At 61.6% G+C, this 24,280-nt stretch carries 21 protein-coding genes; 18 read left to right on the plus strand and 3 right to left on the minus strand.

The features are described 5' to 3' along the window. Positions 1-110: 110 nt before the first annotated feature. The 17 genes from AC1DSF_RS16345 (at position 111) to AC1DSF_RS16425 (ending at position 17,204) form a co-directional block, all read left to right on the plus strand. Positions 111-602: a hypothetical protein gene (locus AC1DSF_RS16345; RefSeq protein ID WP_478127253.1), complete on the plus strand. Its 492-nt coding sequence runs from the start codon at positions 111-113 to the stop codon at positions 600-602. Further along, positions 602-1,459 (plus strand): VirB8 family type IV secretion system protein, encoded by an 858-nt coding sequence (locus tag AC1DSF_RS16350; protein WP_478127254.1) that lies wholly within the window; start codon positions 602-604, stop codon positions 1,457-1,459. The genes AC1DSF_RS16345 and AC1DSF_RS16350 overlap by 1 nt, the downstream gene beginning before the upstream one ends. Continuing rightward, entirely contained in the window at positions 1,456-2,223 is a 768-nt protein-coding gene (locus tag AC1DSF_RS16355) for a TrbG/VirB9 family P-type conjugative transfer protein (protein WP_478127255.1), read from the plus strand. Before AC1DSF_RS16350 ends, AC1DSF_RS16355 begins: the two co-directional genes overlap by 4 nt. Next, complete coding sequence (locus AC1DSF_RS16360) at positions 2,220-3,422, plus strand: TrbI/VirB10 family protein (protein WP_478127256.1); 1,203 nt, start codon at positions 2,220-2,222, stop codon at positions 3,420-3,422. Before AC1DSF_RS16355 ends, AC1DSF_RS16360 begins: the two co-directional genes overlap by 4 nt. A 9-nt stretch (positions 3,423-3,431) precedes the next feature. Then, entirely contained in the window at positions 3,432-4,490 is a 1,059-nt protein-coding gene (gene virB11, locus AC1DSF_RS16365; protein ID WP_478183135.1) for a P-type DNA transfer ATPase VirB11, read from the plus strand. Between the two features lie 416 nt (positions 4,491-4,906). After that, positions 4,907-5,251, plus strand: a complete 345-nt coding sequence (locus tag AC1DSF_RS16370) for a hypothetical protein (RefSeq protein ID WP_478183136.1) — start codon at positions 4,907-4,909, stop codon at positions 5,249-5,251. Between the two features lie 75 nt (positions 5,252-5,326). Further along, a complete protein-coding gene (locus tag AC1DSF_RS16375) occupies positions 5,327-5,767 on the plus strand; it encodes a TrbC/VirB2 family protein (protein ID WP_478127259.1) in 441 nt (146 codons plus the stop codon). Positions 5,768-5,774: 7 nt separating this feature from the next. Next, entirely contained in the window at positions 5,775-6,068 is a 294-nt protein-coding gene (locus AC1DSF_RS16380; protein WP_478127368.1) for a VirB3 family type IV secretion system protein, read from the plus strand. 2 nt (positions 6,069-6,070) lie between these two features. Then, the gene (locus AC1DSF_RS16385) at positions 6,071-8,533 is read left to right on the plus strand and encodes a VirB4 family type IV secretion/conjugal transfer ATPase (RefSeq protein WP_478127260.1); all 2,463 of its coding nucleotides are present in this window, start codon (positions 6,071-6,073) and stop codon (positions 8,531-8,533) included. Between the two features lie 18 nt (positions 8,534-8,551). After that, positions 8,552-9,379, plus strand: coding sequence for a hypothetical protein (locus AC1DSF_RS16390; RefSeq protein WP_478127261.1), 828 nt, complete (start codon positions 8,552-8,554; stop codon positions 9,377-9,379). A gap of 39 nt (positions 9,380-9,418) precedes the next feature. After that, a complete protein-coding gene (locus tag AC1DSF_RS16395) occupies positions 9,419-10,546 on the plus strand; it encodes a TrbL/VirB6 family protein (RefSeq protein WP_478127262.1) in 1,128 nt (375 codons plus the stop codon). Positions 10,547-10,641: 95 nt separating this feature from the next. Further along, positions 10,642-11,046 carry a DUF4189 domain-containing protein gene (locus AC1DSF_RS16400; RefSeq protein ID WP_478127369.1) on the plus strand — a complete coding sequence of 135 codons (405 nt, stop codon included), beginning with the start codon at positions 10,642-10,644 and terminating at the stop codon, positions 11,044-11,046. An 11-nt stretch (positions 11,047-11,057) separates the two neighbouring features. Continuing rightward, the gene (locus tag AC1DSF_RS16405; protein WP_478127263.1) at positions 11,058-11,642 is read left to right on the plus strand and encodes a hypothetical protein; all 585 of its coding nucleotides are present in this window, start codon (positions 11,058-11,060) and stop codon (positions 11,640-11,642) included. Then, positions 11,639-13,060 (plus strand): XVIPCD domain-containing protein, encoded by a 1,422-nt coding sequence (locus tag AC1DSF_RS16410; RefSeq protein WP_478127264.1) that lies wholly within the window; start codon positions 11,639-11,641, stop codon positions 13,058-13,060. Before AC1DSF_RS16405 ends, AC1DSF_RS16410 begins: the two co-directional genes overlap by 4 nt. A 444-nt stretch (positions 13,061-13,504) precedes the next feature. Beyond that, positions 13,505-14,164, plus strand: a complete 660-nt coding sequence (locus tag AC1DSF_RS16415) for a hypothetical protein (RefSeq protein WP_478127265.1) — start codon at positions 13,505-13,507, stop codon at positions 14,162-14,164. Positions 14,165-14,231: 67 nt separating this feature from the next. After that, positions 14,232-15,527, plus strand: coding sequence for an XVIPCD domain-containing protein (locus tag AC1DSF_RS16420; protein ID WP_478127266.1), 1,296 nt, complete (start codon positions 14,232-14,234; stop codon positions 15,525-15,527). A gap of 3 nt (positions 15,528-15,530) precedes the next feature. Then, entirely contained in the window at positions 15,531-17,204 is a 1,674-nt protein-coding gene (locus AC1DSF_RS16425; RefSeq protein WP_478127267.1) for a type IV secretory system conjugative DNA transfer family protein, read from the plus strand. Here AC1DSF_RS16425 and AC1DSF_RS16430 read toward each other — a convergent pair. After that, positions 17,201-20,065, minus strand: coding sequence for an aconitate hydratase (locus AC1DSF_RS16430; RefSeq protein ID WP_478127268.1), 2,865 nt, complete (start codon positions 20,063-20,065; stop codon positions 17,201-17,203). The genes AC1DSF_RS16425 and AC1DSF_RS16430 overlap by 4 nt on opposite strands. Positions 20,066-20,211: 146 nt before the next feature. On the opposite strand from AC1DSF_RS16430, the gene AC1DSF_RS16435 reads away from it, so the two are divergent. Then, the gene (locus tag AC1DSF_RS16435) at positions 20,212-21,039 is read left to right on the plus strand and encodes a helix-turn-helix domain-containing protein (RefSeq protein ID WP_478127269.1); all 828 of its coding nucleotides are present in this window, start codon (positions 20,212-20,214) and stop codon (positions 21,037-21,039) included. 22 nt (positions 21,040-21,061) lie between these two features. Here AC1DSF_RS16435 and AC1DSF_RS16440 read toward each other — a convergent pair whose 3' ends face one another. Both AC1DSF_RS16440 and AC1DSF_RS16445 read right to left on the minus strand, forming a co-directional pair. After that, positions 21,062-23,647 (minus strand): bifunctional aconitate hydratase 2/2-methylisocitrate dehydratase, encoded by a 2,586-nt coding sequence (locus AC1DSF_RS16440; RefSeq protein ID WP_478183137.1) that lies wholly within the window; start codon positions 23,645-23,647, stop codon positions 21,062-21,064. A gap of 72 nt (positions 23,648-23,719) precedes the next feature. Next, a complete protein-coding gene (locus tag AC1DSF_RS16445; protein ID WP_478127271.1) occupies positions 23,720-24,265 on the minus strand; it encodes a hypothetical protein in 546 nt (181 codons plus the stop codon). Between the last annotated feature and the right edge of the window lie 15 nt (positions 24,266-24,280).

Consider the following 24,280-nt stretch of genomic DNA (forward strand, 5'->3'; position numbering starts at 1 on the left):
TTGGCGCGCCTGTCTATTGACGGGACGTCGCCGGCGAACTTCGTACTTCGCGGCCCACAGCGGCCTCGTTCTCTCCGCTTTTCACCACTCCAGCCGTGAGCGCGGCTGCGATGAAGCGTGCCCTGCGAGGCGGCGCAGCCCTGTCCGCCGTCTTTGCCATTGCTGCTTGTGCGACACCTCCGGCAACGGACTTCGGTGGCGATTGGAGACCGGTAAATCGGTTCCGCGAGACGCCAGCCGAGATTCCACTGTCTCCAACCTACACGTACTACGCAACGCCGATCGACGCCACCCTCAAAGCCATGCTCGAGCGGTGGGCAAGCGACACCGGGCTCAAGCTGTCCTACCGGCTCGGCTCGGATTTCACGCTCTTCACGCCTGTCGCTGGGATCCGAACGACCGAGATCCAGACGGCAGCAGCCGAACTGAGCGCGGTCTACGCATCGCAAGGCGTCTCCGTCACGGCCGACAGCAAGCAGATCGTCGTCCAGTCTGCTAGCGATACCCGAAGCGATCCGCAGCCGGAGGCAAGCACTTCGGCGCGCCCGGCGGTTCATCCAACCAACGACCGAGGCGCTGCGTGCCAGGGAGGAGCCTGCTGATGCCCAACAGGAAAATCGTTTCGCCGAAGATCGAGAAGGCTCTTTCAAAGGCCGTGGATTTCGAACTCACCATTGCCGATATCGCCCGGCGCAGCGAGCGGCGTGCATGGGGCGTCGCAATCGGCGCGATGGTGATGGCCCTGCTTCTCGCCGGCGGCTACTTCTACATGTTGCCGCTCAAGGAAAAGGTGCCGTTCCTCGTCATGGCCGACGCGTACACCGGCACCAGCACCGTCGCCCGGCTGACCGACGACATCGTCAACCAGCGCATCACGGCGAGCGAAGCCATCAATCGCAGCAATGTTGCGCACTTCGTTCTGGGGCGGGAGTCCTACGATCTGGCGCTGACGAACCTGCGCGACTGGACCACGGTCCTGACGATGTCGTCGCCTGGCGTCGCTGCCGCGTATACCAGCTTGCATTCGTCCCTCAATCCGGACAGCCCGTACAAGACCCACGGCAAGGATCGTGCGATACGCGTGAAGATCTTGAGCATCGTGCTGCTCAAGGCGGGCGCCGATGCCGTGCCCAAGGGCGCCACAGTGCGCTTCCAGCGCAGCCTTTTCGACAAGCAGACCGGCGCCAGCCGCCCCTTCGACAGCAAGGTCGCGACGATGGAGTTCATCTACAAGCCCAACTTGAAGATGGACGACCAGCACCGCATCGAGAACCCGCTTGGGTTCCAGGTCACCAGCTACCGGGTCGACAACGACTACGCGTCTGCACCGCCAATAGAAGCGCGAGTTTCGTCGCCCGTGACATTCGGTGCCGATGAAATCAGTCCTCCATCGGAACTGGTGGTTCCGCCCCCACCCGCTGGCTACGGCACGCCTGATGACGGAGTGCAGCGCCAATGAAACGCTCGAAGTCACCCGCCTTGCCGGTTCTTGCCTGCGTCATCGTCGCCTTTGCCACGCACCACGCCTGCGCGCAGCCCGTGCAGCTTTACCAATACGAGGCCGACCGCATCTATCCGGTGCGTGCGGGTCTGGGCATCACCACTCAGATCGAGCTCAGTCCCAGCGAGAAGGTCCTCGACTACAGCACTGGATTCAGCAGCGGCTGGGAATTGATGAGGCGCGACAACGTCTTCTATCTGAAGCCCAAGAACGTCGATGTCGACACCAACATGATGATCCGTACGGAGACCCACTCCTACATCTTCGAGTTGAAGGTCGTCGCCACCGATTGGACGACTCTGGAATCCGCGCGMGCCGCGGGTGTCCAGTACAAGATCAAGTTCGGCTATCCGTCGGATGCGAGCTTTTCGAACGAGGTCGTCAAAGCCGAAAAGGCGCCGGAGCTCAATACCTCGCTGGTGAAGAACCGCACCTACAACTTCGACTACGACTACGCGACCCGCAACAGCGCCGCGCCCTGGCTAATCCCCGCCAGCGTCCATGACGATGGTCGATTCACCTACGTGAAGATGAGCGACATGACCGAGTTCCCCACCGGGAACTTCCCTGCGATCTACATGCGGGAGGTCGAGCACGGAGACGACTCCGTCGTGAACACCACGGTCGAAGGCAACACCATCGTCGTCCACGGCACCTATCCGTTCCTGATCGTTCGCCACGAGCAGAACGTCGTCGGCCTCAGAAGGAACACCGCCAAGTGAACCACGACGAGACTCCGACGAGCGACAACGCCGCCCCCGCCAATCCCTATTTCCACCGCTTTGAGCAGCCCGTCCATCCCGACCTCGATGCTGCCGCGCCTGAACTGAAGAGCAGCGAGCTGCGTCGCATGAACCGGCGTGCGCTGGGGTTTTTGGCCGGCATCGTCGTGCTTCTTGCGACCGTGGCGCTGTGGATGTTCAACAGCGTGCTCCAGCGCAAGGACAGCCCGCAAAAACCGCGCGAAGAAACCGTCACCGTCCCTGCGGCTCCGCAACCAGCACTGCCACCGGTTTCCGTGGCGAGACGCCAGGCGGAAGCCATAGCACTGGCACCGCCACTTCCGGCGCTGCCTCCGCCATCACCGATGACCACGCCGGCGCAAGGAATGCATCCGCATCAACTCACGCTGATGGAGCGGCGCATCAAGTCGGCCGAGACCTCGAGCGCGGTGGACATCGGCGGCGATCATGCGCGGCCGCGTTCGTCGCCTGCGGCCCAGGCGATCGCCGGCCAGTTCGGTGGAACAGGCTCCGATCAAGGCGCGCCGACCAACAGCGCCTACCCGGCGAAGGCATTGGCACAGGCATCCACCGCCGAGCCGCTCGTCCGTCCCGACACGCTGATGCTGCGCGGAACCTACATCCGTTGCGTGCTCGAGACTCATGTCGTGACCGACATTCCTGGCTTCACTTCATGTGTCGTTACCGAACCCGTCTATTCCTTCAGCGGCAAACGGATGTTGCTGCCGAAGGGCTCCAAGGTGCTCGGCAAGTACGACACCGAGCCGAACGGTCCTCGCGTAGCCGTCATCTGGGACCGCATCGTGACCCCCACCGGCATTGACGTGAACATGGCGAGCCCGGGTGTCGACAGCCTCGGCGGCGCCGGCCATTCAGGCCACCTGGATGAGCATTGGGGAGCGCGCATCGGCTCCGCAATGCTGATCAGCCTCTTCAGCGACGCATTCAAGTACGCCGCCGCCCAATACGGTCCCACGACCACGACAGTGGCGAGCGGCGGCGTCGCAGTGCAGTCGCCCTTCGAAAGCAACACCGCGCAGACACTGCAAAGCATTGCGACGCAAGCCGTCCGGCGTGCGGCCAATCGCCCCGCAACAGTGACCATTCACCAGGGCACTGTCGTCAATGTCTATGTCGCCAAGAACGTGGACTTCAGCGGCGTGGTCGCTCGCTACTGAGACGCCGCCATGACCGGATCACAAGCCATGAGCGACGAACGCGTAGCCGCCGTTTCGAACGAATTCCTGAGCTATCAGTACGAGGTCCTTGGCATTCAGGACTACATGGTCTCGTCGGACGTCACTGAAATCTGCATCAACCGTCCAGGCGAGCTCTATCTCGAAAGCCGCGGAGGCTGGCATCGCAAGGAGGTGCCCGGCCTGACCCTGGCCCGCGCATTGCAGTTCTGCACTGCTGTCGTCAACGAGAGCAATACCGGCCAGCGAATCACCGACGCCAATCCGGTGGTGTCGCTGACATTTCCGACCGGCCAGCGTGCGCAATTCGTCATCCCGCCGGCATGCGAAGCGGGCACCATTTCGATCACCATCCGGCTGCCTTCCAGGCAAATGAAGACCTTGGCCCAGTACGAGGAAGACGGATTTTTCGATCAAATCCTCGAAGACCCGGACGGCATCCCGGACCAGGACCGCGACCTGCTCGAACTGCGAACGGCGCGCCGCTACGCCGACTTCTTCCGCCAGGCTGTTCTCGGCAAGAAGAACATCGTGGTCTCCGGTGCGACCGGGAGCGGCAAGACCACGTTCATGAAATCGCTGGTCCACCATATCCCGGCAGAAGAACGACTGGTGACCATCGAAGACGCCCGCGAGCTTTTCATCGACCAGCCCAACGCCGTGCACCTGCTCTACGCCAAGGGCGGGCAGAGCACCAGCAATGTGACGGCCAAGAGTTGCATGGAGGCCTGCCTGCGCATGAAGCCCGACCGCATCATCCTGGCGGAACTGCGCGGCGACGAATCCTTCTACTTCATCCGCAATTGCGCTTCCGGGCACCCCGGCTCCATCACCAGTTGCCATGCGGGCAGTACCGACCAGACTTGGGACCAGCTCGCCCTGATGGTCAAGGCCTCGGCCGAAGGCTCCGGCCTGGAGTTCGCCACCATCAAGCGCCTTCTCATGATGACCATCGACATCGTCGTGCACATCAAGGCACACGCCGGGCGGCGGTACATCACCGGGATCGATTTCAGCCCGGATCGAATGTCACCACCCCACACAGCTTAGCCACCGCGTTGCAACGAACAAAAAAAGGGAGAACGCGCTGTGCTGACCGGAATTGAAATGATGAGTTGCCAGGACCTTGCGGTTCCGGCAAGCGTGATGCGCCACGTCGTCGAGGTCGAATCGGGCGCCAACCCTTTCGCGATCGGCGTCGTCGGCGGACGGCTCGCACGGCAACCGAAGAACCTTGACGAAGCGGTGGCCACGGCGCGCATGCTGGAGGCCAAGGGGTACAACTTCTCCGTCGGCATCGCGCAAGTCAATCGCGCGAACCTCGACAAGCAAGGACTCGATACGCACGAGAAGGCCTCGATCCGTGCTCCAACCTTGCGGCCGGCGCTCGCATCCTCGCCGACTGCCACGCAAGCGCTGGTGGCGATTGGGGCAAGGCATTCAGTTGCTACTACTCCGGCAATTTCGTGACGGGATTCGAGCACGGCTACGTGCGCAAGGTCTATGACTCGATCAGTCGCGGCAGTACGGTCCGCGACAACGAAACGTCGCCGGCAGCGATTCCGGTGCGACCGACCGCTCGTCCCGCAGCGCCCTCTTCTTCCAGCGGCAAAACAGACATGGCGCTTCGCGCTTCAGTCGCGTCCGACCGAATCGCGATCCGCAGCCTAGCCCCTGACAGCCCTGCGAGCGCCTCGGACATCTTCGTGCCGAACGTGCGCGGACTGGGCGATGGGCCCGCGAATTCGGCGCCTCGCCACGAACGATCCGACCCAGGCACCGGCGCCAAGGATGGCGCATTTGTCTTTTGATCGGCTCGCCGACAGCAGCCACAACCCGCAAGCGGCGCAGACCGCCTTTTGATTCAACCAGAGAGGAAACCTGAAATGCAAGTTCAACACATCACCGGCCGCACTGCCCTTTCATCCTACAGGGCCAAGCTGCGTACGCTCATCGATACGACGCTGGTCGCAGCGTTGCTTGTCCCTGGGCTCGCGGCAGCACAGGTCGGCGGCACCGACGCACTCAGCACGACCTGCGGCTTCCTCGGGAGCATTCTGAGTTTGCTGAACGCAGCGTCAGTCGTCGTCGTCACGATTGCGGTCATCTTCTCGGGCTACCAGATCGCCTTCGCGCACAAGCGCATTTCGGATGTCGCCCCGGTGATGATCGGCGCGATCCTGATCGGCGCGGCGAGCCAGATCGCGAAGATGTTCCTTTCGACCAGCTCTGGGAGCAACGCCTGTTCCACCGGCACATCCAGCATCTGGACGCCTGCGTTGGACCACTTGGCCTCAGCCGTGCAATTGCTGGCCCGGCATGCTTGAGAACCCGATGTTTCGCGGCTGCACGAGGCCGCCCATGTTCCTGGGTGTGCCCTACGTGCCCTTCTTCTTGGGCGCAGGTGGGTGCATGTTGCTGGCCATGTACTTCAATCTCTTCTATCTGCTGTTGATCCCGCCGGTGATCCTCGTCATGCGCCAGATGGCGAGGCGCGACGAAATGATCTTCCGGCTGCTGGGACTCCGGCTGCAGTTTCGGCTCCGGGCGCGGAACATCCAGCATCACGGCGGCATGTGGGTCTTCACGCCCAACAGCTATCGCGGCCAGTCAAGGGACGACAGCTGACCATGTCGAAGCCCCCCTTCAGCCCAGACACTGCCATCGGCGAGTTCATTTCGCTGTCCACCCATGTCTCGCCAACAGTCGTCAAGACCACCGGCGGCGATTTCCTCCTGACCTGGCGCCTTGAAGGGCTGCCATTCGTCGGGCGCGAAGAGTGGGAACTCGAACACCGTCACAACACATTCAACCGAATGCTGCAGACGCTGCGCGCGCCCGACTTCGTCAACGTCGCTTTCTGGGTTCACGACTTGCGCCGACGCCGGGCCATCACGGATGCGAGCCGCTTCGAGCACACGTTCAACCAGTCGCTGTCCGATGCGTACTACGGCGCGCTCTCGGCGCAGAAGCTCATGCAGAACGAGCTCTACCTCACGATGATCTACCGCCCGATAGTGGGTGGAAAGCGCCTCGCGGAGAAGTCGAGCGACCTGCCGCGGCTGGAGTCCGAACAGCAGCAGGCCATCGGCAAGGTGCACGAGCTGGCCGGCAATGTCGAAGCGGTCCTCAAGGACTACGCACCCATGCGCCTTGGCATGTACGAAGCCACGAACGGCGGGGTGTTCTCCGAAACGCTGGAGTTCTTCGGGTACTTGCTCAACCACATCGATGAATCTGTGCCCGTGCTTCAGGCGCCGGTCTATCGCTATCTGGCCGTCAGCCGACAACGTTTCTCCGCCAAGACCGGCGATTTCGTTCTCACCACACCGGACAGCGCCAATCACTTCGGGGCCATTCTCAACATCAAGGAGTACCCGAACGGCACCTACCCGGGCATCCTCAACGGGCTGAAGTATCTCGATTTCGAGTACGTCATCACGCACTCTTTCAGTCCCATGGGGCGGCACGACGCGCTCAAGTCGCTCGAGCGAACCAAGGGAATGATGATTTCCTCCGGTGACAAAGCTGTCAGCCAGATTGTGGAGATGGACCAGGCGATGGACCAACTCTCATCCGGCAACTTCGTGCTTGGCGAGTACCACTTCACCATTGCGATCTTCGCGCGGGACCAATCCGCGCTGACCCAGCACATCGCCACCGCGCGGGCTGAACTCTCCAATGCGGGCTTCGTTTCGGTGAAGGAAGACCTCGCCGTCACGGCCGCGTTCTATGCGCAGTTTCCGGGCAACTGGAAGTTCCGTACCCGCCTTGCGAACGTCAGCTCGTTGAACTTTCTCGGGCTCTCGCCGCTGCACAACTTCTCGTCCGGCAAAAAGAGCCGAAACCCGTGGGACGACTGCGTCACCACATTGCAGACGACGAACGGACAGCCCTACTACTTCAACTTTCATGCCACGCACCCCGGCGAGAACTCGCTGGGCGAGAAGGCCATCGCCAACACGATGGTGATCGGCAAATCAGGTACCGGCAAGACGGCGCTGATCAACTTCCTGCTGAGCCAGGTGCAGAAGCTCAAACCGTCGCCGACCATCTTCTTCTTCGACAAGGACCGGGGCGCGGAGATCTTCGTTCGCGCATGCGGGGGCAACTACCTCGCGCTCGAAAACGGAATGCCGACTGGCTTCAACCCCTTCCATTGCGAACCCACCGAGGCCAACCTTCATTTCCTGTCGGACCTCATCAAGGTGCTGGCTGGCAAATCGGTCTACAGCTCACGCGAAGAAGAAGACATCTTTCGTGCGGTCGAGAACATGCTCGACACGCCCCTGCACCTGCGCAACATGAGCAACTTCCAGAAGAGCCTTCCCAACATGGGCGACGACGGCATCTTCATGCGCCTGCGCAAGTGGACCGCAGGCAATTCGCTGGGCTGGGTTTTCGACAACCCGGTGGACAGCGTCGACCTGGATCGGGCCAACATCATCGGCTTTGACTACACCGATGTCATCGACAACCCTGAAGTCCGGGTTCCCGTCATCAACTATCTGCTGCATCGGCTCGAAGCGCTGATCGACGGTCGTCGGCTGATTTATGTGATGGACGAGTTCTGGAAGATCCTCGCTGGCGAGGGCGGTCTGAAGGAGTTCGCGAAGAACAAGCAGAAGACCATCCGCAAGCAGAACGGTCTCGGCATCTTTGCGACGCAAAGCCCTGAAGACGCGCTGGCGAGCGACATCGCGGCTTCGCTGATCGAGCAGACGGCCACCATGATCCTGCTCCCGAACCCCAATGCAAGCCGCAAAGACTACATCGATGGGTTGAAGCTCACTGAGGCCGAATACCAGGTCGTCGTGAGCCTTGACGAGCGCTCGCGCCGGTTCCTGGTCAAGCAGGGGCACACGTCTTCCGTGTGCCAACTCGATCTGCGCGGGATGGACGATGCGCTGGCAGTCATCTCGGCGTCTACGGACAACATCGAAATCATGCACAGCGTGCTGCGCGAGCGTGCCGCTGCCGAAGGCGTGGCCGTGAACGACTTGAGGCCGGAGCAGTGGCTGCAGACATTCAACCGCAGGCGCAAGGGCAGCGGCGTGGCCCAGCCCGACTTGCATCGGGAGGATGGTCGCTGACCATCAAGGAACGCTGACATGTTCTCTCGAATCTTTAACCGCGTGCTGGCGCGATGCCCTGGCTTTCATGCGCTGCTGATCCTCTCCTTCGCCTGGTTCGTACCCAGTGCTAATGCGCAGTGGTCCGTCGTCGACAGGGAGGCCAACGGCACGCTCGGAGAAGCAAAGAAGAAGCTTGACGACATCGACCGCAACCTCGAGAGCACCAACGAGCAACTGGGCAGCCGGGCCGAAGGCGGCGGCGCGAGCATCAACAAGAACCTCGACAGTCTCAACAAGCGTCTTGAACTCGGCGCACCCAATGCAGCGGCTTCGCCGGGCCTGCGCGTAGAGGATCCGAAGCAACCCTGGGTGATGTTGTCACTGGATCTGGGCGCGGAGCAATGCGACCAGATCGCGGCTTCCCAGCAGGCCTTCTGCACCGAGCTGGTCAGGACGAGGAACGCCCATTACATGTACATGAAGGTCATGTTCGACAACAGCGCGACTCGAAATCAGCGCTTGAAGGATCTGGTCGACGCACGCCTTTCCTTTCAAGCCACCGACTTCGGCAGGCTGCAGGACAACACCAACCAGATGATTGCTCTGCAGACACTCATTGCGCTGGACCAGCAGCAGATGGAGTCCGTGAATCACGCCTATCGGTCGCGCATCGATTACCTCAATCGACAGATCACCAACGAGGCACATGCCGCCACGAGCGGTAAATCCGTCAACAGCGGCCTCGACGGAATGATCGGCTCGATCGTCAGCGGGATTGCCGGCGGCGCCGCGCTCAAGGCGGCCTTGAATCTCTCCCGGCATGCCAGCGAGCCTGGGCAGCGAACTCTGAGCATCGAGCGGTAGCACGCAAGCACGCAATTCCCAGGCACAGCACGAAACCCCATGCCCACTCCAGATATCAGCAATTTCGTCTTCTTCCAACTGATCAACGACTACCTCCGTGACGAGATCAATACCTTTCAGTGGAATCTGCTGACGAGCACGGCGCGGCTCGTGGGCGGGATGGGGTTGGTGCTGCTCACGGTGTGGATCATGCTCCAGGGCTTTCGCATCGTCACGGGGCGAACGCGGCAGCCGATGATGGCGTTGGTGGGGGATGCGCTCAAGGCCACGCTCGTGATCGGCATTGCCACAAGCGCGGCGAGTCTCTCGTCTTCGCTGTACTGGACGCTCACCGACGGCACTTCCAGCGCCATCACCTTGCTGGTCTCGAACGACTCAAAGAGTCCTTACCAGAGCATCGACAAGAACCTCGCTTACATGCAGGGGATGCTTTCCACGATCGACGCACTCGCCAGCGGCGGCGACCCCTCCGTGGACAGCGCCAAGGACCGCGCGAAGTGGTTCTCCGGAATCGGCATTGCCGGACCTGCCCTCGTTGGCGGCTCGATCCTGCTGCTCAACAAGATCGCGATCGCGCTGTTCGTGGGCTTCGGGCCGCTGTTCATCGTGTGCTTGCTGTTCGAGCAGACGAAGTCGCTGTTCAGCAAGTGGCTGTTCTATGGCATCGGCACCGTGTTCTCACTGGCTGTGCTCAGCTTCATGGTGGGGCTGGCGAACAACGTGGTCCAGTCCGTCGCGCTGGCGTTCCTCACGAAGCAGGCGGCAATGCTGGCGGACATCGGCGGCTTCGGAGGGGCGTCGGCCGCGAGCGAGGGGATCACCTCGATGGCACTGCAGCAAGGGGGACTGGGCTTGATTCTCACCACCTTGATCGTGAGTGCCCCTCCGATGGCAGCGGCGTTTTTTCAGGGGACGCTGGGGAGCTTCATGTCGTATTCGGCCTTCGGCAGCGTGGGTGCTGGCGGGGCTGCTCGCGGCGCGCAGGCCATGGCGCAAGGGCGACTTCCGCAGGGCGGTGCGCTGCCTGCTCAAAGCGTAACAGACGACGGCGATCGTTCGCCCCCTTCCAAGGTGTCGCCAACACGACCGATGGCCCCAGTCTCCCCTCAACCCGATGCCATCAAGCAAGGGGCCAGCCGGCTTGGAAACGCAAGAGAACTCATATGAAAAAACTACTAAGGAATTTCACCCTGCTAGCCCTCTTGGGCGCAACTTGCATCCCCATGGCCTGGGCGGAGGGCCCGTGCCCCCCAGGCCAGCGGATGGTGGGGCAACAGAGCGTCCCTGGCGCCGTCTTCCCCATTTGCCAAGCCATTCCCGGCTACGGCGATTCCCAACCGCAGCCGCGTGTCGCGTGGGCGTCCCGCTACGGCGCGATCGCCACAGACGCAGTGACGAGATCGGGAGCCGCTTCCGTTGATGAGGAGTCCGAATCCAAAGCGGAGCAAATGGCGTTAATGGAATGCGCGAGGGATGGTTCCCAGGACTGCAAGATCGTCATGTCCTACCGCGATCAATGCGTTGCCGCCGCAACGAGCACAGAGCGAGCTGGCTATGCACGCGCGCCGGCCTTGCAAACAGCAGAAGCCAACGCCATTGCCAAATGCGGAGAAGCCTCCTGCAAAGTCCTCTACAGCGCTTGCAGCCTCGCAGTGCGCCTGCAATAGATCCAAGAAAAATGAAATCACGTCTTGCTGGAGCCTTCGTACTCCTCGCGCTCTTCACCTCGGCCTGCAATTCATCCATGAAGAAACCCGATATCAAGCACAACCCGAATCCGAAGATGGGTTACGAGATCACGCTGATCATTGACGACGCGCCCGGGCCGTTCGAATCCGTGACAGGGCTCATGCAGTACGAAGTTGCAAATGAGCGGTGCGCACCGGAGCACCCCATCTCCGGCTCCAGGCACCCACCCTTGGCTCCTGTCCCGTTCTCTCTATCCCGCGTTGGCGACAACACTTACACAGGCACGCTGTATCTGGATCTGCTGCTGAGCGAAGACTACTTCGGGCTTGGAATGTGTCACTGGACGATGAAGTACGCGAGCATCGGAATGAGAGCCGGCGGAGTGACATTCAGCGCTGGCATTTCCGGGGAAAAGATATCTGCGCAAGCATCGGAGCTCACATATTTTCCCAAAGACATTTATGGGAGAGATGGAGATATCCCCATGGGCGGCACACCGCGGTCTCGCTGGATCACCGATGACGCAAGCAAGTTCTTCACCGCCATGTTGAGTGCAAAGGAGATCCTTGAATGACCACCGGCACTCATGAGCATGCAGCGCTGGCGAATGACGCCTACCAAGATCGTTCCGCCCTCCTAAGTGAAACAGTTTCGATAGATGATGTCTCCTACGAGATCATCGCTGCCGCTGATCGCCCCTCCGGCTACCAAGGCACGGCTTATCAGCGCGTGGACACTGGCGTCGTGGTGATCGCGCATCGTGGCTCCGAATCGATCAAGGATGGGGTTACCGACGCTGGCATGGCCGTTCTGGGGCACAACAATCAGCTTGACGATGCAATGGCGTTTACCCAGCATGCGATCGACACCGCCAAGAGGACGCAAGCCGCCAGTCTTGACCATTTCGCAATTACCGTCACGGGTCACTCGCTAGGCGGCACCTTGGCCCAGATCACCGCCGCCAAGCACGGCCTGCGAGCCGAGACGTTCAATGCTTATGGTCCCGCGAGCCTAACGAATCTCCACGACCACGGCGTTGACGTGAACGGCCAGTATCCCGGCATCGTGAACCACGTGCGCGCCACCGACGTCGTCGGGGCGGGCAGTCCACATTTCGGCGAGGTCCGCATCTATGCCACGCCGCAAGACGTCGAGAGCCTGAAACGGGGGCGCTACCTTGAAACCGGGTTGCATCTGCCGACCAATCCATTCCTCGCCACTGATTTGTCAGCGCACAAGATGAGCAACTTTCTGCCCGGGAACGACGTCACGGGCAGTTCCATCATCAATCCAGTGAACGAAGCGCGGGCCCGTGCCCATCAAGGTGCGATCGGGCACTTTCACAAGGACGTGGGGCAGAGCCGCGTCGACGTGGCCATGGTGTCCAATCGGGCCCACTCCCCGTTACACGCGCTGAATCCCTTCGACCCTGCGGTCAAGCTCAGGGCGCAGGCCATCGATGCCGGACTGGCAGTGACAGGGCAGCTCGTGGTTGACGGGCTGACACAGCATGTGCGTGTCGCCCAACGAGTAGGGCAGCAAACCGTACAGCTGGTGAGCGATGGCGCTTCCGGCTTGTATGACGCGATGACCGGAGCACCGAGCGCTCGACTGGATCAGCAAGCTCACCCCGATCATTCGTTGTTCAAGCAAGCACAAGCCGGAGTGCATCAGATGGACGCAAAAGTCGGCCGAACGCCAGACGGGCGCAGCGACAATCTGGCTGCCTCGCTCGCGGCGGCCGCGCGCAACGATGGCTTGAAGCGAATCGATCACGTGGTGCTGAGCACCGACGGCTCGAAAGTGTTCGCTGTGCAGGGCGCATTGGATTCGCCGCTCAAGAAGATCTCGAATGTGCCGACGATCGAAGCACTCGACATGCCCATTGCACAGAGCACCGCGTCACTGGGAAGCGCCCTGCGCCAGCAAGACCGTCTCATCGAAGCGCGCTCGCAAGACCAGCAACGTTCCGGCGCTGCGCTCGCGATGTAGGGCATTGCATGAGGAGAGAAACGAACGACACCTCTCGAGGACTCATCGGCGGCATGAGGCCGAAGCGAAGGACGAAACATCAAATCGGCTTGCTGGCGCTGAGCCTGACCTTTTCCGCCTTCCCCGCCTTTCCCGCCTTCGGCGAGTTCTATGAGCCACTTCAATTTCGCGCGAATGATCCGTTTGTGTTTTGTCAGCACGGGTACGAACCGATCATTGCGAACGCGTGCTGGATACCCCTTTCCCCAGCGACGGGTACCTCGCTTCCAACTGGGATGTGCGACCCGCCGAACACATACGGACGCCCCTGGACGGCACGGGACTACCAGGCCCTTCAGCAATACATCCGTGTATGCCCGCAAGCGATCTCCAGCGGCGAGTGGCAGGGCAGCGGCGATTCTCAATCCACTCCTTTCCAACATTGATCAGTCAACAAATTTCAGCATGAAGAAAATCACTCACGTCACGACGCTTGCATTCTGTATGGCGCTCGCGGGCTGCAGCGGCAGCAGCTCCAACGCCGCTACACCTCACCCTGGCACATCCGACGCCGAAAAGGCGATCTCTTCGGCCATTGCGCCGGCCAAGCAGTCCACAAAGGACGAGTTGCAGGTCTTCGAAGTGGACGGGATGCGCATTCTGGATTCGCAGGTGGGCGACCTGAACGGCGATGGTCGGCTCGACGCCCTGATCGTCCTTGATCCACCAAGTACCGACGAAATGGCTGGGCAAGGGCCGTCAAGAACGGTGCTGCTGGCGATCCGCAATGCCCAAGGCCACCTGCAAGTTGCAGCTCGCAACGACAAGATTGTTCTTTGCCACCGATGCGGCGGCCTTGCGGGCGATCCCTTCGGCTATGCGCGCATCGACAAGGGCGGATTTACGTTGGTCACGGAAGGCGGATCGCGCGGCCACTGGTGGAACAGATACACATTCAAGTACACCGCAGCGCAAGGCAATTGGTTGATCGAGGAAGTCCAACGCGGCGTCAAGGACTCGATCGATGGCAGCGCCATTGAACTCACTCTGACAGACGAGAAATTGGGGATCGTGCGCTTCGCCGACTTCGATTCGTCGACTCTGCCGCAGGTGACGCTGCCATGAATTGCCCTCCTCGGTTTCGAGGAGGCGCGCGCATAGCTCGATAGAAGTAGAAGAAAAGAGGGAGTGAATGACGACTAATCGAGAAACCCAGTTGATGCTCGATGCCGTAGCTGCCGGCATCAAGGTGCCCAAGGAATTGGCCAACTTCATGGCTCAGGTGACCTTCGAATCCAGCGACCTCAAGCGCCTTGAGGAAGGCTTTCGCTACACGAAGAACATTGCGCAAATAACCGTTCTCTCCGCGTTGCGAAAGGGACCAGAAGCACTGGAAACCGCCCGCCAGGAGGCTTTGCAAGGCAGTCCCGAAAAACTGGCGGAGCTCATGTACAGCGGTCGCATGGGCAACAACGATCCCGGGGATGGATTCAAGTACAGGGGCCGCGGGTACATACAGCTGACCGGCAAGGACAATTACCGTGAAGCGGGTCAGGCGCTGAATCTCGACCTTGTCGAGAAGCCCCAACTGGCTGCCGAGCCGGAAAACGCTTCGAAGATCGCCGTCTGGTATTGGAATCGGTACGTGCACCGCGTCGCACCAGAAGACGTCACCAACGCCACGCATGTGATCAACAACGGCGAAACCGGACTGGCGGAACGCAAGGCGCGCTTTGCGGAGTGGCAAAACAAGCTCACTCCCGAGTTGATGGCAAGCCTCACCGGCGGTGAAGTGCTCATTTCTGCCTCAACCGTCGCGCATTCACAAGCCACCGTACAACTCGGCGCTCGCGGAGAAGCCGTCCACGAACTCCAGTGCCGACTCAGTTCGCTCGGCTACACCGACGCGCACGGAAATGCACTCAAGCCCGACGGCCACTTTGGCGCAAACACTCGCCACGCGGTCAAGGCCTTTCAGCACGATCATGGACTGAGGGCAGACGGCGTTGTCGGCCCTCAAACGTTCGCCGAGCTGGATGCATCGCTCCAGGACAAAAGGCAAGCGCACGTGGCCCCCTCTCCTGCCGTCGCTCAACTCGACAGCGCCACGCATTCCGATCACGGACTGTTCAAGCAGGCGCTCAGCGGCGTCCACAAGCTCGACGCCAGTGTCGGCCGCGCGCCCGATTCGCGCAGCGACAACCTGGCGGCTGCCTTGGTGGTCACCGCACGCGAGCACGGAATGAGCCGTATCGACCACGTGGTGCTCAGCACTGACACCTCTAAGGTGTTCGTGGTGCAGGGCGCTTTGGATTCGGCACTCAAACGCGTCGCCAGCGTGCCGACGGTCGAGGCACTCAACACATCAGTCGCTCAAAGCACGCAAGCGTTGGATCGGACGACAGAGCATCAGCAACTCGCAGCGATCACGCAGTCCCAAGTGGCGCAACAGCCCGCTCGCGAGCATTGCGCTTCGCGCGCGCTCTAAGCCGTGAGCAAAACCAAATGGTGCTGGGCCATCGGCCTGACCTTGGCAGTTGCCGTGGCCGCCAGCTACTTGTCCGGCTTCATCGTGCTGATGTTGCTCCAACTCGGCACCGACGCGCTCCAGTGGAACACCTACCTCAGCTACGTCCGCGCGCTCGACCTTCCGGAGATGCGACCCTATGTCGACCGCGTCAGATGGGCCGGCTACGCGGGCTTCGGAATTCCGCTTGTTGCGTGGCTTGGCGCTTTGCTTCTGCTCGCCAGGAAAAAGCCGCCGTCCATTCACGGCGATGCGCGTTTCGCGGAAGCGGGCGACCTGAACAAAGCCGGCATGTTCAAACCGTCGAGCAACGGCATTCTTGTCGGCAAGTTCAAGGAAAGGCTGATCCGGCTCGGCGGGCAGCAGTTCGTGATCCTGGCCGCGCCGACGCGGTCGGGCAAGGGCGTCGGGGTCGTGATTCCGAATCTTCTTGACTACCAGGAGTCGGTGGTGGTCCTGGACATCAAGCAGGAAAACTTCGAGCTCACAAGCGGCTGGCGAGCCAGTCAGGGCCAGGAAGTTTTTCTGTTCAACCCGTTTGCGGAAGATCGGCGCACACATCGGTGGAACCCGCTGAGCTACGTTTCGAATGACCCAGCCTTCCGTGTGTCGGACCTGATGAGCATCGCAGCGATGCTCTATCCAGACGGCTCCGACGACCAGAAGTTCTGGGTCAGCCAGTCTCGCAATGCCTTCATGGCTTTCACTTTGTACCTGGTCGAGAAACTGGCCCTCGAGGCGATGCATGGATTGCCGCAGCAAGCAAATGCGACGCTAGGCTCCGTGTACCGGCTTTCCTCGGGCGACGGCACCGACCTGCGCAAGTACTACGAGTCGCTGTCGAATGAAGCCTTTCTCAGCGAGAACGCCAGGGCTGCGTTTTCAAATCTGCTGTCACAAGCCGATGAGACTTTCGCTTCGATCCTCGGCTCATTCAAGGAGCCACTCAACGCGTGGATCAATCCGGTATTGGATGCGGCGACCAGCACCAATGATTTTCTGCTGACCGATTTGCGCCGCAAGAAGATGACCATCTACATCGGCATCCAACCGAACAAGCTGGCGGAAAGCCGGCTCATCGTGAATCTCTTCTTCAGCCAGCTCATCAATCTCAACACGAGGGAGTTGCCGCAGAACAATCCGAGCCTGAAGCACCAATGCCTGCTGCTGATGGACGAGTTCACTTCGATCGGAAAGGTGGACATCATCGCCAACGCCGTCTCATACATGGCGGGCTACAACATCCGCCTTTTGCCGATCATCCAGAGCGTGGCTCAACTCGACGCCACCTATGGCAAGGAAGTCGCCCGCACCTTGATCACCAACCACGCCCTGCAGATCGTGTATGCGCCACGCGAGCAACAGGACGCCAACGACTATTCGGAAATGCTCGGCTACACCACTGTGCGCAAGGAAAACCTCACGCGAAGCCGCGGCGATGTTTCACGCGGTCAATCCGAGGAACGGCGCGCACTCATGCTTCCGCAGGAGCTGAAAGCGATGGGCCGGGACAAGGAAGTCTTCCTCTATGAAGGCATTCCTCATCCGGTGATGTGCGAGAAGATCCGCTACTACAAGGATCCACACTTCACGGCACGTCTGCTGCCGAAAGCGCCCGTCCCCGCTCTGGCGATCTAGGCCGCGAGCAGTTGCCGGAGCACGAATGGCAGGATGCCACCGTGCTTGTAGTAGTCCACCTCGATCGGCGTGTCGATGCGCAGGCGCACGGTCACCTCCTGGTGGCTGCCGTCCGAGCGATGCACGACAAGCTTGACGTCCATCTGCGGCTTGAGTTCGCCACCAATCACCACGTCGATCTTTTCTTCGCCAGTGAGTCCAAGGCTCTCCCAGGAATCAGCGCCGCGGAACTGCAACGGCAGTACGCCCATGCCGACCAGGTTGGCACGGTGGATGCGCTCGAAACTGCGAGCCACCACCGCCTTGATGCCGAGCAGTTGCGTGCCCTTGGCCGCCCAATCACGCGAAGAGCCGGTGCCGTATTCCTCGCCACCAAAGATGATCGTCGGCACGCCTTGCGCGATGTACTTCATGGCGGCGTCATAGATGAACATCTTCTCGCCGCCCGGCTGGAAGAGCGTCACCCCGCCCTCTTCACGCGAGCCGTCGGGCCCGGCCGGGATCATGAGGTTCTTGATGCGCACGTTCGCGAAGGTGCCGCGCATCATCACGTCATGATTGCCCCGGCGTGAACCGTAGCTGTTGAAGTCCGCCTTCGACACGCCGTGCGCCTTGAGCCAGATCCCGGCCGGCGAGCTTTCCTTGATGGAACCCGCCGGCGAAATATGGTCGGTAGTGATCGAGTCACCGAAGAGCGCCATGATGCGCGCGCCCGTAAAGCCGGCGTCGGTCGCGTGCGGCTCCATCTTGAAACCCTCGAAGAACGGCGGCTCCGCGATGTAGGTGGATTCTGGCCAGTCGTAGACCTGCCCGGTCGTGCCCTTGATGCTGCTCCACAGCTTGCCGGGGTTCTCCTTGATCTGCTCGTAGTTCTTGCGGAAGGCCTTGGCGTTCATCGCGTAGGCCAGGTTCTCGTCGATCTCCCTCGCACTCGGCCAGATGTCGCCCAGATAGACGTCCTTCCCCTTGTGGCCCTTGCCGACCGGCTGCGTCATGAGGTCGACCATCACGTTGCCTGCAATCGCATAGGCCACCACCAATGGCGGCGACGCCAGGAAGTTGGCCTTGATGTTGGGATGGATGCGTGCCTCGAAATTGCGATTTCCGGACAGCACCGCGGCGCCGACAAGGTTGTTCTTGGTGATGACCTCGTTGATCTCCGGCGCCAGGTCACCCGCATTGCCGATGCAGGTCGTGCATCCGTAGCCCGCAAGATAGAAGCCCAGTTTCTCGAGGTACTGCAGCAGCCCTGCTTTTTCCAGATACTCGGTGACGATGCGCGAGCCGGGTGCCAACGAAGTCTTGACGTGGGGCTCGACGGTAAGACCGGCCTCCACCGCCTTCTTGGCGAGCAGTCCGGCAGCGAGCAGCACGCTCGGATTGGACGTGTTGGTGCAAGACGTGATCGCAGCGATGAGGACGTCGCCGTTGCCGATCGTGACCTTGCCCACAGGGTTCGTCGGCGCCGAGTCGCCAATGTGTGCAGCTTCCCGCGTGGTCCGGTTTGCCACCATTTCGAGATTCTGCCGAGGCGAGCCCGGCGTGGGGTCGACGTCCTGTTCGCCTGCTTCGCCATTCGTGGTCAGGGGATAGCGCACGTTCAGCGTATCGGCCGGCAGGTTGAATCCGTTGGCCTCGTTGGGCTTGCTGTAGAGCTCGGAGAACTTGGTGGCGAGGTGCCCGAGATCGATGCGGTCCTGCGGGCGTTTCGGGCCGGCGAGGCTGGGCGTCACAGTGCCGAGATCGAGCTTCACCACCTTGGTGTAGTTGAGCGCGCCAGGCGCGGGCATTCCGAAAAGCCCTTGCGCCTTGTAGTAGGCCTCGAAGCGCTCGACTTCTTCGTCGGTGCGGCCGGTGCCCTTGAAATAGGCCACCGTCATCTCGTCGACGGGAAAGAAGCCCATGGTCGCGCCGTATTCTGGCGCCATGTTGCCGATCGTCGCGCGGTCCGGCACCCCTATCGATGCAGCACCCGGGCCAAAGAACTCGACGAACTTGCCCACCACCTTCTCGCCACGCAGGATGGAAGTGACGTAGAGCACCAGATCGGTAGCGGTCACGCCCTCGCGCAACTTCCCGGTGAGCTCAAAGCCGACGACGTCCGGCGTCAGCATGTAGACCGGCTGGCCGAGCATCGCAGCCTCGGCCTCGATGCCGCCCACGCCCCAACCGACCACGCCGATACCGTTGATCATCGTCGTGTGGCTGTCGGTGCCGACCAGGGAATCAGGGTAGTACACGGGGGGATCGCCGTGGTCGCTGGCACTCTTGTAGACGCCGCGCGCAAAGTACTCGAGGTTGACCTGGTGGACGATGCCGAAGCCCGGCGGCACCACGCCGAAGGTGTCGAAGGCCTGCATCCCCCACTTCATGAACTGGTAGCGCTCGTTGTTGCGCTGGAACTCGAGCTTCATGTTGAGGTCGAGCGCCTTCGGCGTACCGTAGTAGTCCACCATGACCGAGTGGTCGACCACGAGATCCACCGGCACCAGCGGCTCGATGGTCTTGGGCGACTTGCCCAGCGTTTTTGCCACGCTGCGCATGGCCGCAAGATCGGCCAGGAGCGGCACGCCAGTGAAATCCTGCAGAACCACCCGCGTCACGACAAAGGGAATTTCCTCGGTGCGCTCCGCGTTGGGCGCCCAGTTGGCGAGCTGACTGACGTGTTCCGCCGTCACTTTCTGGCCGTCGCAGTTGCGCAGGACCGATTCGAGCACGATGCGGATCGAGACCGGCAGCTTTTCGACATTCGGGTACTGCTTGGCCAGTTCCTTGAGAGACCAGTACTTCCCGGCCTTGCCCGACGCGGTCTTGAAGGTTTTCAACATGGGGGCAAAGGCGTGAGCCAGTTCTTTGGCCATAGGGAAACTCCTGTGAATTCGTGGAAGCTCTCCAAAGATAGCAGGGTTCCATGACGTCGGCAGTAGTCCCAGGGCGCCAATCGCGCGGCTTTGCGATGACGTGAGAGGTCATGGCCGTTGCGCGCAGCTTCACTAGGATGGTGGCCATGAGCATCCACCACGCCTCCCCGACAGCGGCCGACCCGTTCGGCACTCATTTGCGCCATTGGCGCCAGCACCGTCGCCTGAGCCAGCTCGATCTGGCGAACGAGGCGCAGATTTCGACCCGCCACCTCAGTTATGTCGAAACCGGCCGTGCGGAGCCCAGCCGCGAAATGGTCCTGCGCCTGGCCGAACGGCTCGAAGTGCCGCTGCGAGAACGCAACGCGCTGCTGGTCGCCGCCGGTTACGCACCGATGTACCGGCAGCGCTCGCTGGACGACCCGGCGCTGGCCTCAGCCAAGCGGGCCGTCGAACTGGTCCTCAAAGGGCACGAACCGTTTCCCGCGCTGGCAATCGACCGGCACTGGAATCTCGTCGCGCACAACGCACTGGTGCCCTTCCTGATGGCAGGCGCTGCGCCGGAACTGCTCCAGGCCCCCATCAATGTCCTTCGACTCAGCCTTCACCCGGACGGCCTCGCCCCCCGGATCGCCAACCTGCGCCAGTGGCGAGCGCATCTGCTGGAGCGCCTTCAGCAGCAGATTGCCGCCACAGGCGACACCGCGCTATCGGCACTTCACGATGAGCTGGCCGGCTTTCCGCAACCTGAGGTCAGCCACGATGCCCCGGCGACCGGCGGCGAACTGGCAAACGTGGTGGTGCCCTTTCAGCTGGTGACGCCTGACGGCTTGCTGAGCTTTATCAGCACCACGACCATCTTCGGCACGCCGGTCGACGTGACGCTGCAGGAACTTGCCGTCGAATCGTTCTTTCCAGCGGATGCGCAGACTGCAAATGCCCTGGCTGCGCTCGCGGCGCAGCGGCCGGGCTGAATCGGCCCGGGCCGCCCGTCGATCAGGCTGCGACCGTCGCGGCGACTTCCTTGTAGTCGTCGATCTTGTCGAAGTTCAGGTACTGATAGATCTGCTTGCTGGAAGCATCGAGCACGCCGACATCGGTCATGTATTCCTCACGCGTAGGGATACGGCCCAGGCGCGAGCAGATCGCGGCGAGCTCTGCGCTGCCGAGATAGACATTGGTGTTCTTGCCCAGGCGGTTCGGGAAATTCCGCGTGCTGGTCGACATCACCGTCGCGCCTTCGCGCACCTGAGCCTGGTTGCCCATGCACAGCGAGCAGCCCGGCATTTCGGTGCGAGCACCGGCATTGCCGAACACGCCGTAGTGGCCTTCCTCGGTGAGCTGGTGCGCATCCATCTTGGTGGGCGGCGCGATCCACAGCTTGACCGGGATGTCGCGCTTGCCTTCGAGCAGCTTGGACGCAGCGCGGAAGTGGCCGATGTTCGTCATGCACGAGCCGATGAACACTTCGTCGATCTTTGCGCCGGCGACGTCGGACAGCGTCTTCACATCGTCCGGATCGTTCGGGCAGGCCACGATGGGTTCGTGGATGTCGGCCAGATCGATCTCGATCACGGCGGCGTAGTCGGCGTCGGCATCACCCTTGAGCAATTGCGGGTCCTTGAGCCATGCCTCTTGCGCGGCAATTCGGCGGCCCAGCGTGCGGGCGTCGGCATAGCCTTCGGCGATCATCCACTTCATCAGCGTGATGTTGCTGTTGATGTATTCGATGATCGGTTCCTTGTTCAGGTGCACCGTGCAACCGGCGGCCGAACGCTCCGCCGAGGCGTCACTCAGCTCGAACGCCTGCTCGACCTTGAGATCCGGCAAGCCCTCGATCTCGAGAATGCGGCCCGAGAAGATGTTCTTCTTGCCCTTCTTCTCGACCGTCAGCAGCCCTGACTTGATGGCGTAAAGCGGAATGGCATTGACGAGGTCGCGCAGCGTCACGCCCGGCTGCATCTTGCCCTTGAAGCGCACCAGCACCGATTCGGGCATGTCGAGCGGCATCACGCCCGTGGCGGCGGCAAAGGCCACGAGGCCCGAGCCGGCCGGAAAGCTGATGCCGATCGGAAAGCGCGTGTGGCTGTCGCCGCCCGTCCCCACCGTGTCCGGCGTCAGCAGGCGGTTGAGCCAGCTGTGGATCACGCCGTCGCCCGGACGCAGAGACACACCGCCGCGCGTAGAGATGAAGTCGGGCAGTTCGTGGTGCATCTTCACGTCCACCTTCTTGGGATAGGCAGCCGTGTGGCAGAACGATTGCATCACCAGGTCGGCGCTGAAGCCCAGGCACGCCAGGTCCTTCAGCTCGTCGCGGGTCATTGGGCCCGTGGTGTCCTGGCTGCCGACCGAGGTCATCTTCGGCTCGCAATAAGTGCCCGGGCGCACGCCCTGCCCCTCGGGCAGACCGCATGCACGCCCGACCATCTTCTGCGCGAGCGAAAAGCCCTTCTTGGTGTCCACCGGGCTGACCGGCAGGCGGAACAACGTGGAAACAGGCAGACCCAGCGCTTCGCGCGCCTTGGCCGTGAGGCCGCGGCCGATGATCAGCGGGATGCGCCCACCGGCACGCACTTCATCGAAGAGCACATCGCTCTTGACCTTGAATTCAGAGATGACCACGCCATTCTTCAGCGCCTTGCCTTCGTAGGGACGCAGCTCGACCACATCGCCCATTTCCATCTGGCTCACGTCCAGCTCGATCGGGAGTGCGCCGGCGTCTTCCATGGTGTTGTAGAAGATCGGCGCAATCTTGGTGCCCAGGCACACGCCGCCGAAGCGCTTGTTCGGGATGTAGGGAATGTCCTCGCCCGTAAACCACAGCACCGAATTGGTGGCGCTCTTGCGCGACGAACCCGTACCAACGACGTCGCCGACGTACGCGACCAGATGGCCCTTTTCCTTCAGCGATTCGATGAATTTGACGGGGCCGCGCTTGCCGTCTTCCTCGGGCTGGATGCCGGGACGCGCGTTCTTGAGCATCGCCAATGCGTGCATCGGGATGTCGGGACGGGTCGTGGCGTCCGGGGCGGGCGACAGATCGTCGGTGTTCGTTTCGCCGCTCACCTTGAAGACCGTCACGGTAAGGCTCTGGGGGACTTCGGGGCAGCTGGTGAACCATTCGGCATCGGCCCAGCTCTGGAGCACGGCCTTGGCATTGGCGTTGCCCTTGTCGGCCTTTTCCTGGACGTCATGGAATTGATCGAACATCAGGAGCGTCTTCTTGAGCCCCTCAGCGGCGACAGAACCCACTTCCGCATCGTCCAGCAGGTCGACCAATGGTCCGATGTTGTAGCCGCCGAGCATGGTGCCCAGCAGTTCCGTGGCGCGAGCGCGCGACAACAGCTTGCTCTTCTCAGTCCCATGTGCAACGGCAGCGAGATAGCTCGCCTTGACTTTGGCCGCGTCGTCCACGCCGGCAGGTACGCGATACGTCAGCAGATTGAGCAGGAACTCGGCTTCGGCGACGATCGGTGCCTTCATGAGCTCGATGAGTTCGGCGGTCTGCTTGGCGGTCAGCGGCAGCGGCGGGATGCCGAGCGCAGCGCGCTCGGCGACATGGTCAACGTAGGCTTGCAACATCTTTTCTTCTCCGGATACACAAATGGGTGGGCGGCTCCCGCTCGGGAAGCAAGAGCCGCGCCTTGGGGACTGCTACTTCTTCACGGGAGTCGCCGAATCAGCGCCTTCGAAGAGGCTCTTCGGCGGGTTCTTCTTCATGTCCTCAGCGACCTCGACCTGCTTGGCCGCCTGGCATTCGTCAGCCAGGCGCAAGCCCAGCTTCTGGCTCATCAGCATCGACTTGTTGCCAAGCTGCAGCCACATCGCTTCGGCACGCGGATCCTCCAGGCGGATTGCACCGGTGCGGCTTTCGACGGGGTGGAGGCGATAGCGCTTGCCGTCATGCGTCAGCGTGAAGAAGCCCGGCTTTTTCTCGTCGGCCTGGATGTTCACGCTGGCGCCGAGTTCGCACTTGATGGCGCCCGTGAAGACGCGTTCGGCGACCTTCAGGTCCTCGGGCGACAACGTCACGTCGGTTTCTTCGCTGATGGGCTGCTTTTCTTCCATCTTCTTGACGATCTTCTTCGGCAGCACCTTGTGGGTGATCTTCGACTTGGGTTTGGCCGGGGCGGTGGTCTGAGCCATAGCTGCCAGCGGCATTGCGAAGGCGGCAGCGGCAATCAGCGCGATTGTCTTCATGGTGTGATTCTTTCG

Source organism: Variovorax sp. 01N429 (assembly GCF_056399425.1).

What these genes read in the sequence shown, in the direction of transcription:
- AC1DSF_RS16345 (WP_478127253.1), top strand. Translation starts at nt 111, where the DNA reads ATGAAGCGTGCCCTGCGAGGCGGCGCAGCCCTGTCCGCCGTCTTTGCC.
- AC1DSF_RS16350 (WP_478127254.1), top strand. Translation starts at nt 602, where the DNA reads ATGCCCAACAGGAAAATCGTTTCGCCGAAGATCGAGAAGGCTCTTTCA.
- virB11 (WP_478183135.1), top strand. Translation starts at nt 3,432, where the DNA reads ATGACCGGATCACAAGCCATGAGCGACGAACGCGTAGCCGCCGTTTCG.
- AC1DSF_RS16375 (WP_478127259.1), top strand. Translation starts at nt 5,327, where the DNA reads ATGCAAGTTCAACACATCACCGGCCGCACTGCCCTTTCATCCTACAGG.
- AC1DSF_RS16380 (WP_478127368.1), top strand. Translation starts at nt 5,775, where the DNA reads ATGTTTCGCGGCTGCACGAGGCCGCCCATGTTCCTGGGTGTGCCCTAC.
- AC1DSF_RS16385 (WP_478127260.1), top strand. Translation starts at nt 6,071, where the DNA reads ATGTCGAAGCCCCCCTTCAGCCCAGACACTGCCATCGGCGAGTTCATT.
- AC1DSF_RS16390 (WP_478127261.1), top strand. Translation starts at nt 8,552, where the DNA reads ATGTTCTCTCGAATCTTTAACCGCGTGCTGGCGCGATGCCCTGGCTTT.
- AC1DSF_RS16395 (WP_478127262.1), top strand. Translation starts at nt 9,419, where the DNA reads ATGCCCACTCCAGATATCAGCAATTTCGTCTTCTTCCAACTGATCAAC.
- AC1DSF_RS16400 (WP_478127369.1), top strand. Translation starts at nt 10,642, where the DNA reads ATGGTGGGGCAACAGAGCGTCCCTGGCGCCGTCTTCCCCATTTGCCAA.
- AC1DSF_RS16405 (WP_478127263.1), top strand. Translation starts at nt 11,058, where the DNA reads ATGAAATCACGTCTTGCTGGAGCCTTCGTACTCCTCGCGCTCTTCACC.
- AC1DSF_RS16410 (WP_478127264.1), top strand. Translation starts at nt 11,639, where the DNA reads ATGACCACCGGCACTCATGAGCATGCAGCGCTGGCGAATGACGCCTAC.
- AC1DSF_RS16415 (WP_478127265.1), top strand. Translation starts at nt 13,505, where the DNA reads ATGAAGAAAATCACTCACGTCACGACGCTTGCATTCTGTATGGCGCTC.
- AC1DSF_RS16420 (WP_478127266.1), top strand. Translation starts at nt 14,232, where the DNA reads ATGACGACTAATCGAGAAACCCAGTTGATGCTCGATGCCGTAGCTGCC.
- AC1DSF_RS16430 (WP_478127268.1), bottom strand. Translation starts at nt 20,065, where the DNA reads ATGGCCAAAGAACTGGCTCACGCCTTTGCCCCCATGTTGAAAACCTTC.
- AC1DSF_RS16435 (WP_478127269.1), top strand. Translation starts at nt 20,212, where the DNA reads ATGAGCATCCACCACGCCTCCCCGACAGCGGCCGACCCGTTCGGCACT.
- AC1DSF_RS16440 (WP_478183137.1), bottom strand. Translation starts at nt 23,647, where the DNA reads ATGTTGCAAGCCTACGTTGACCATGTCGCCGAGCGCGCTGCGCTCGGC.
- AC1DSF_RS16445 (WP_478127271.1), bottom strand. Translation starts at nt 24,265, where the DNA reads ATGAAGACAATCGCGCTGATTGCCGCTGCCGCCTTCGCAATGCCGCTG.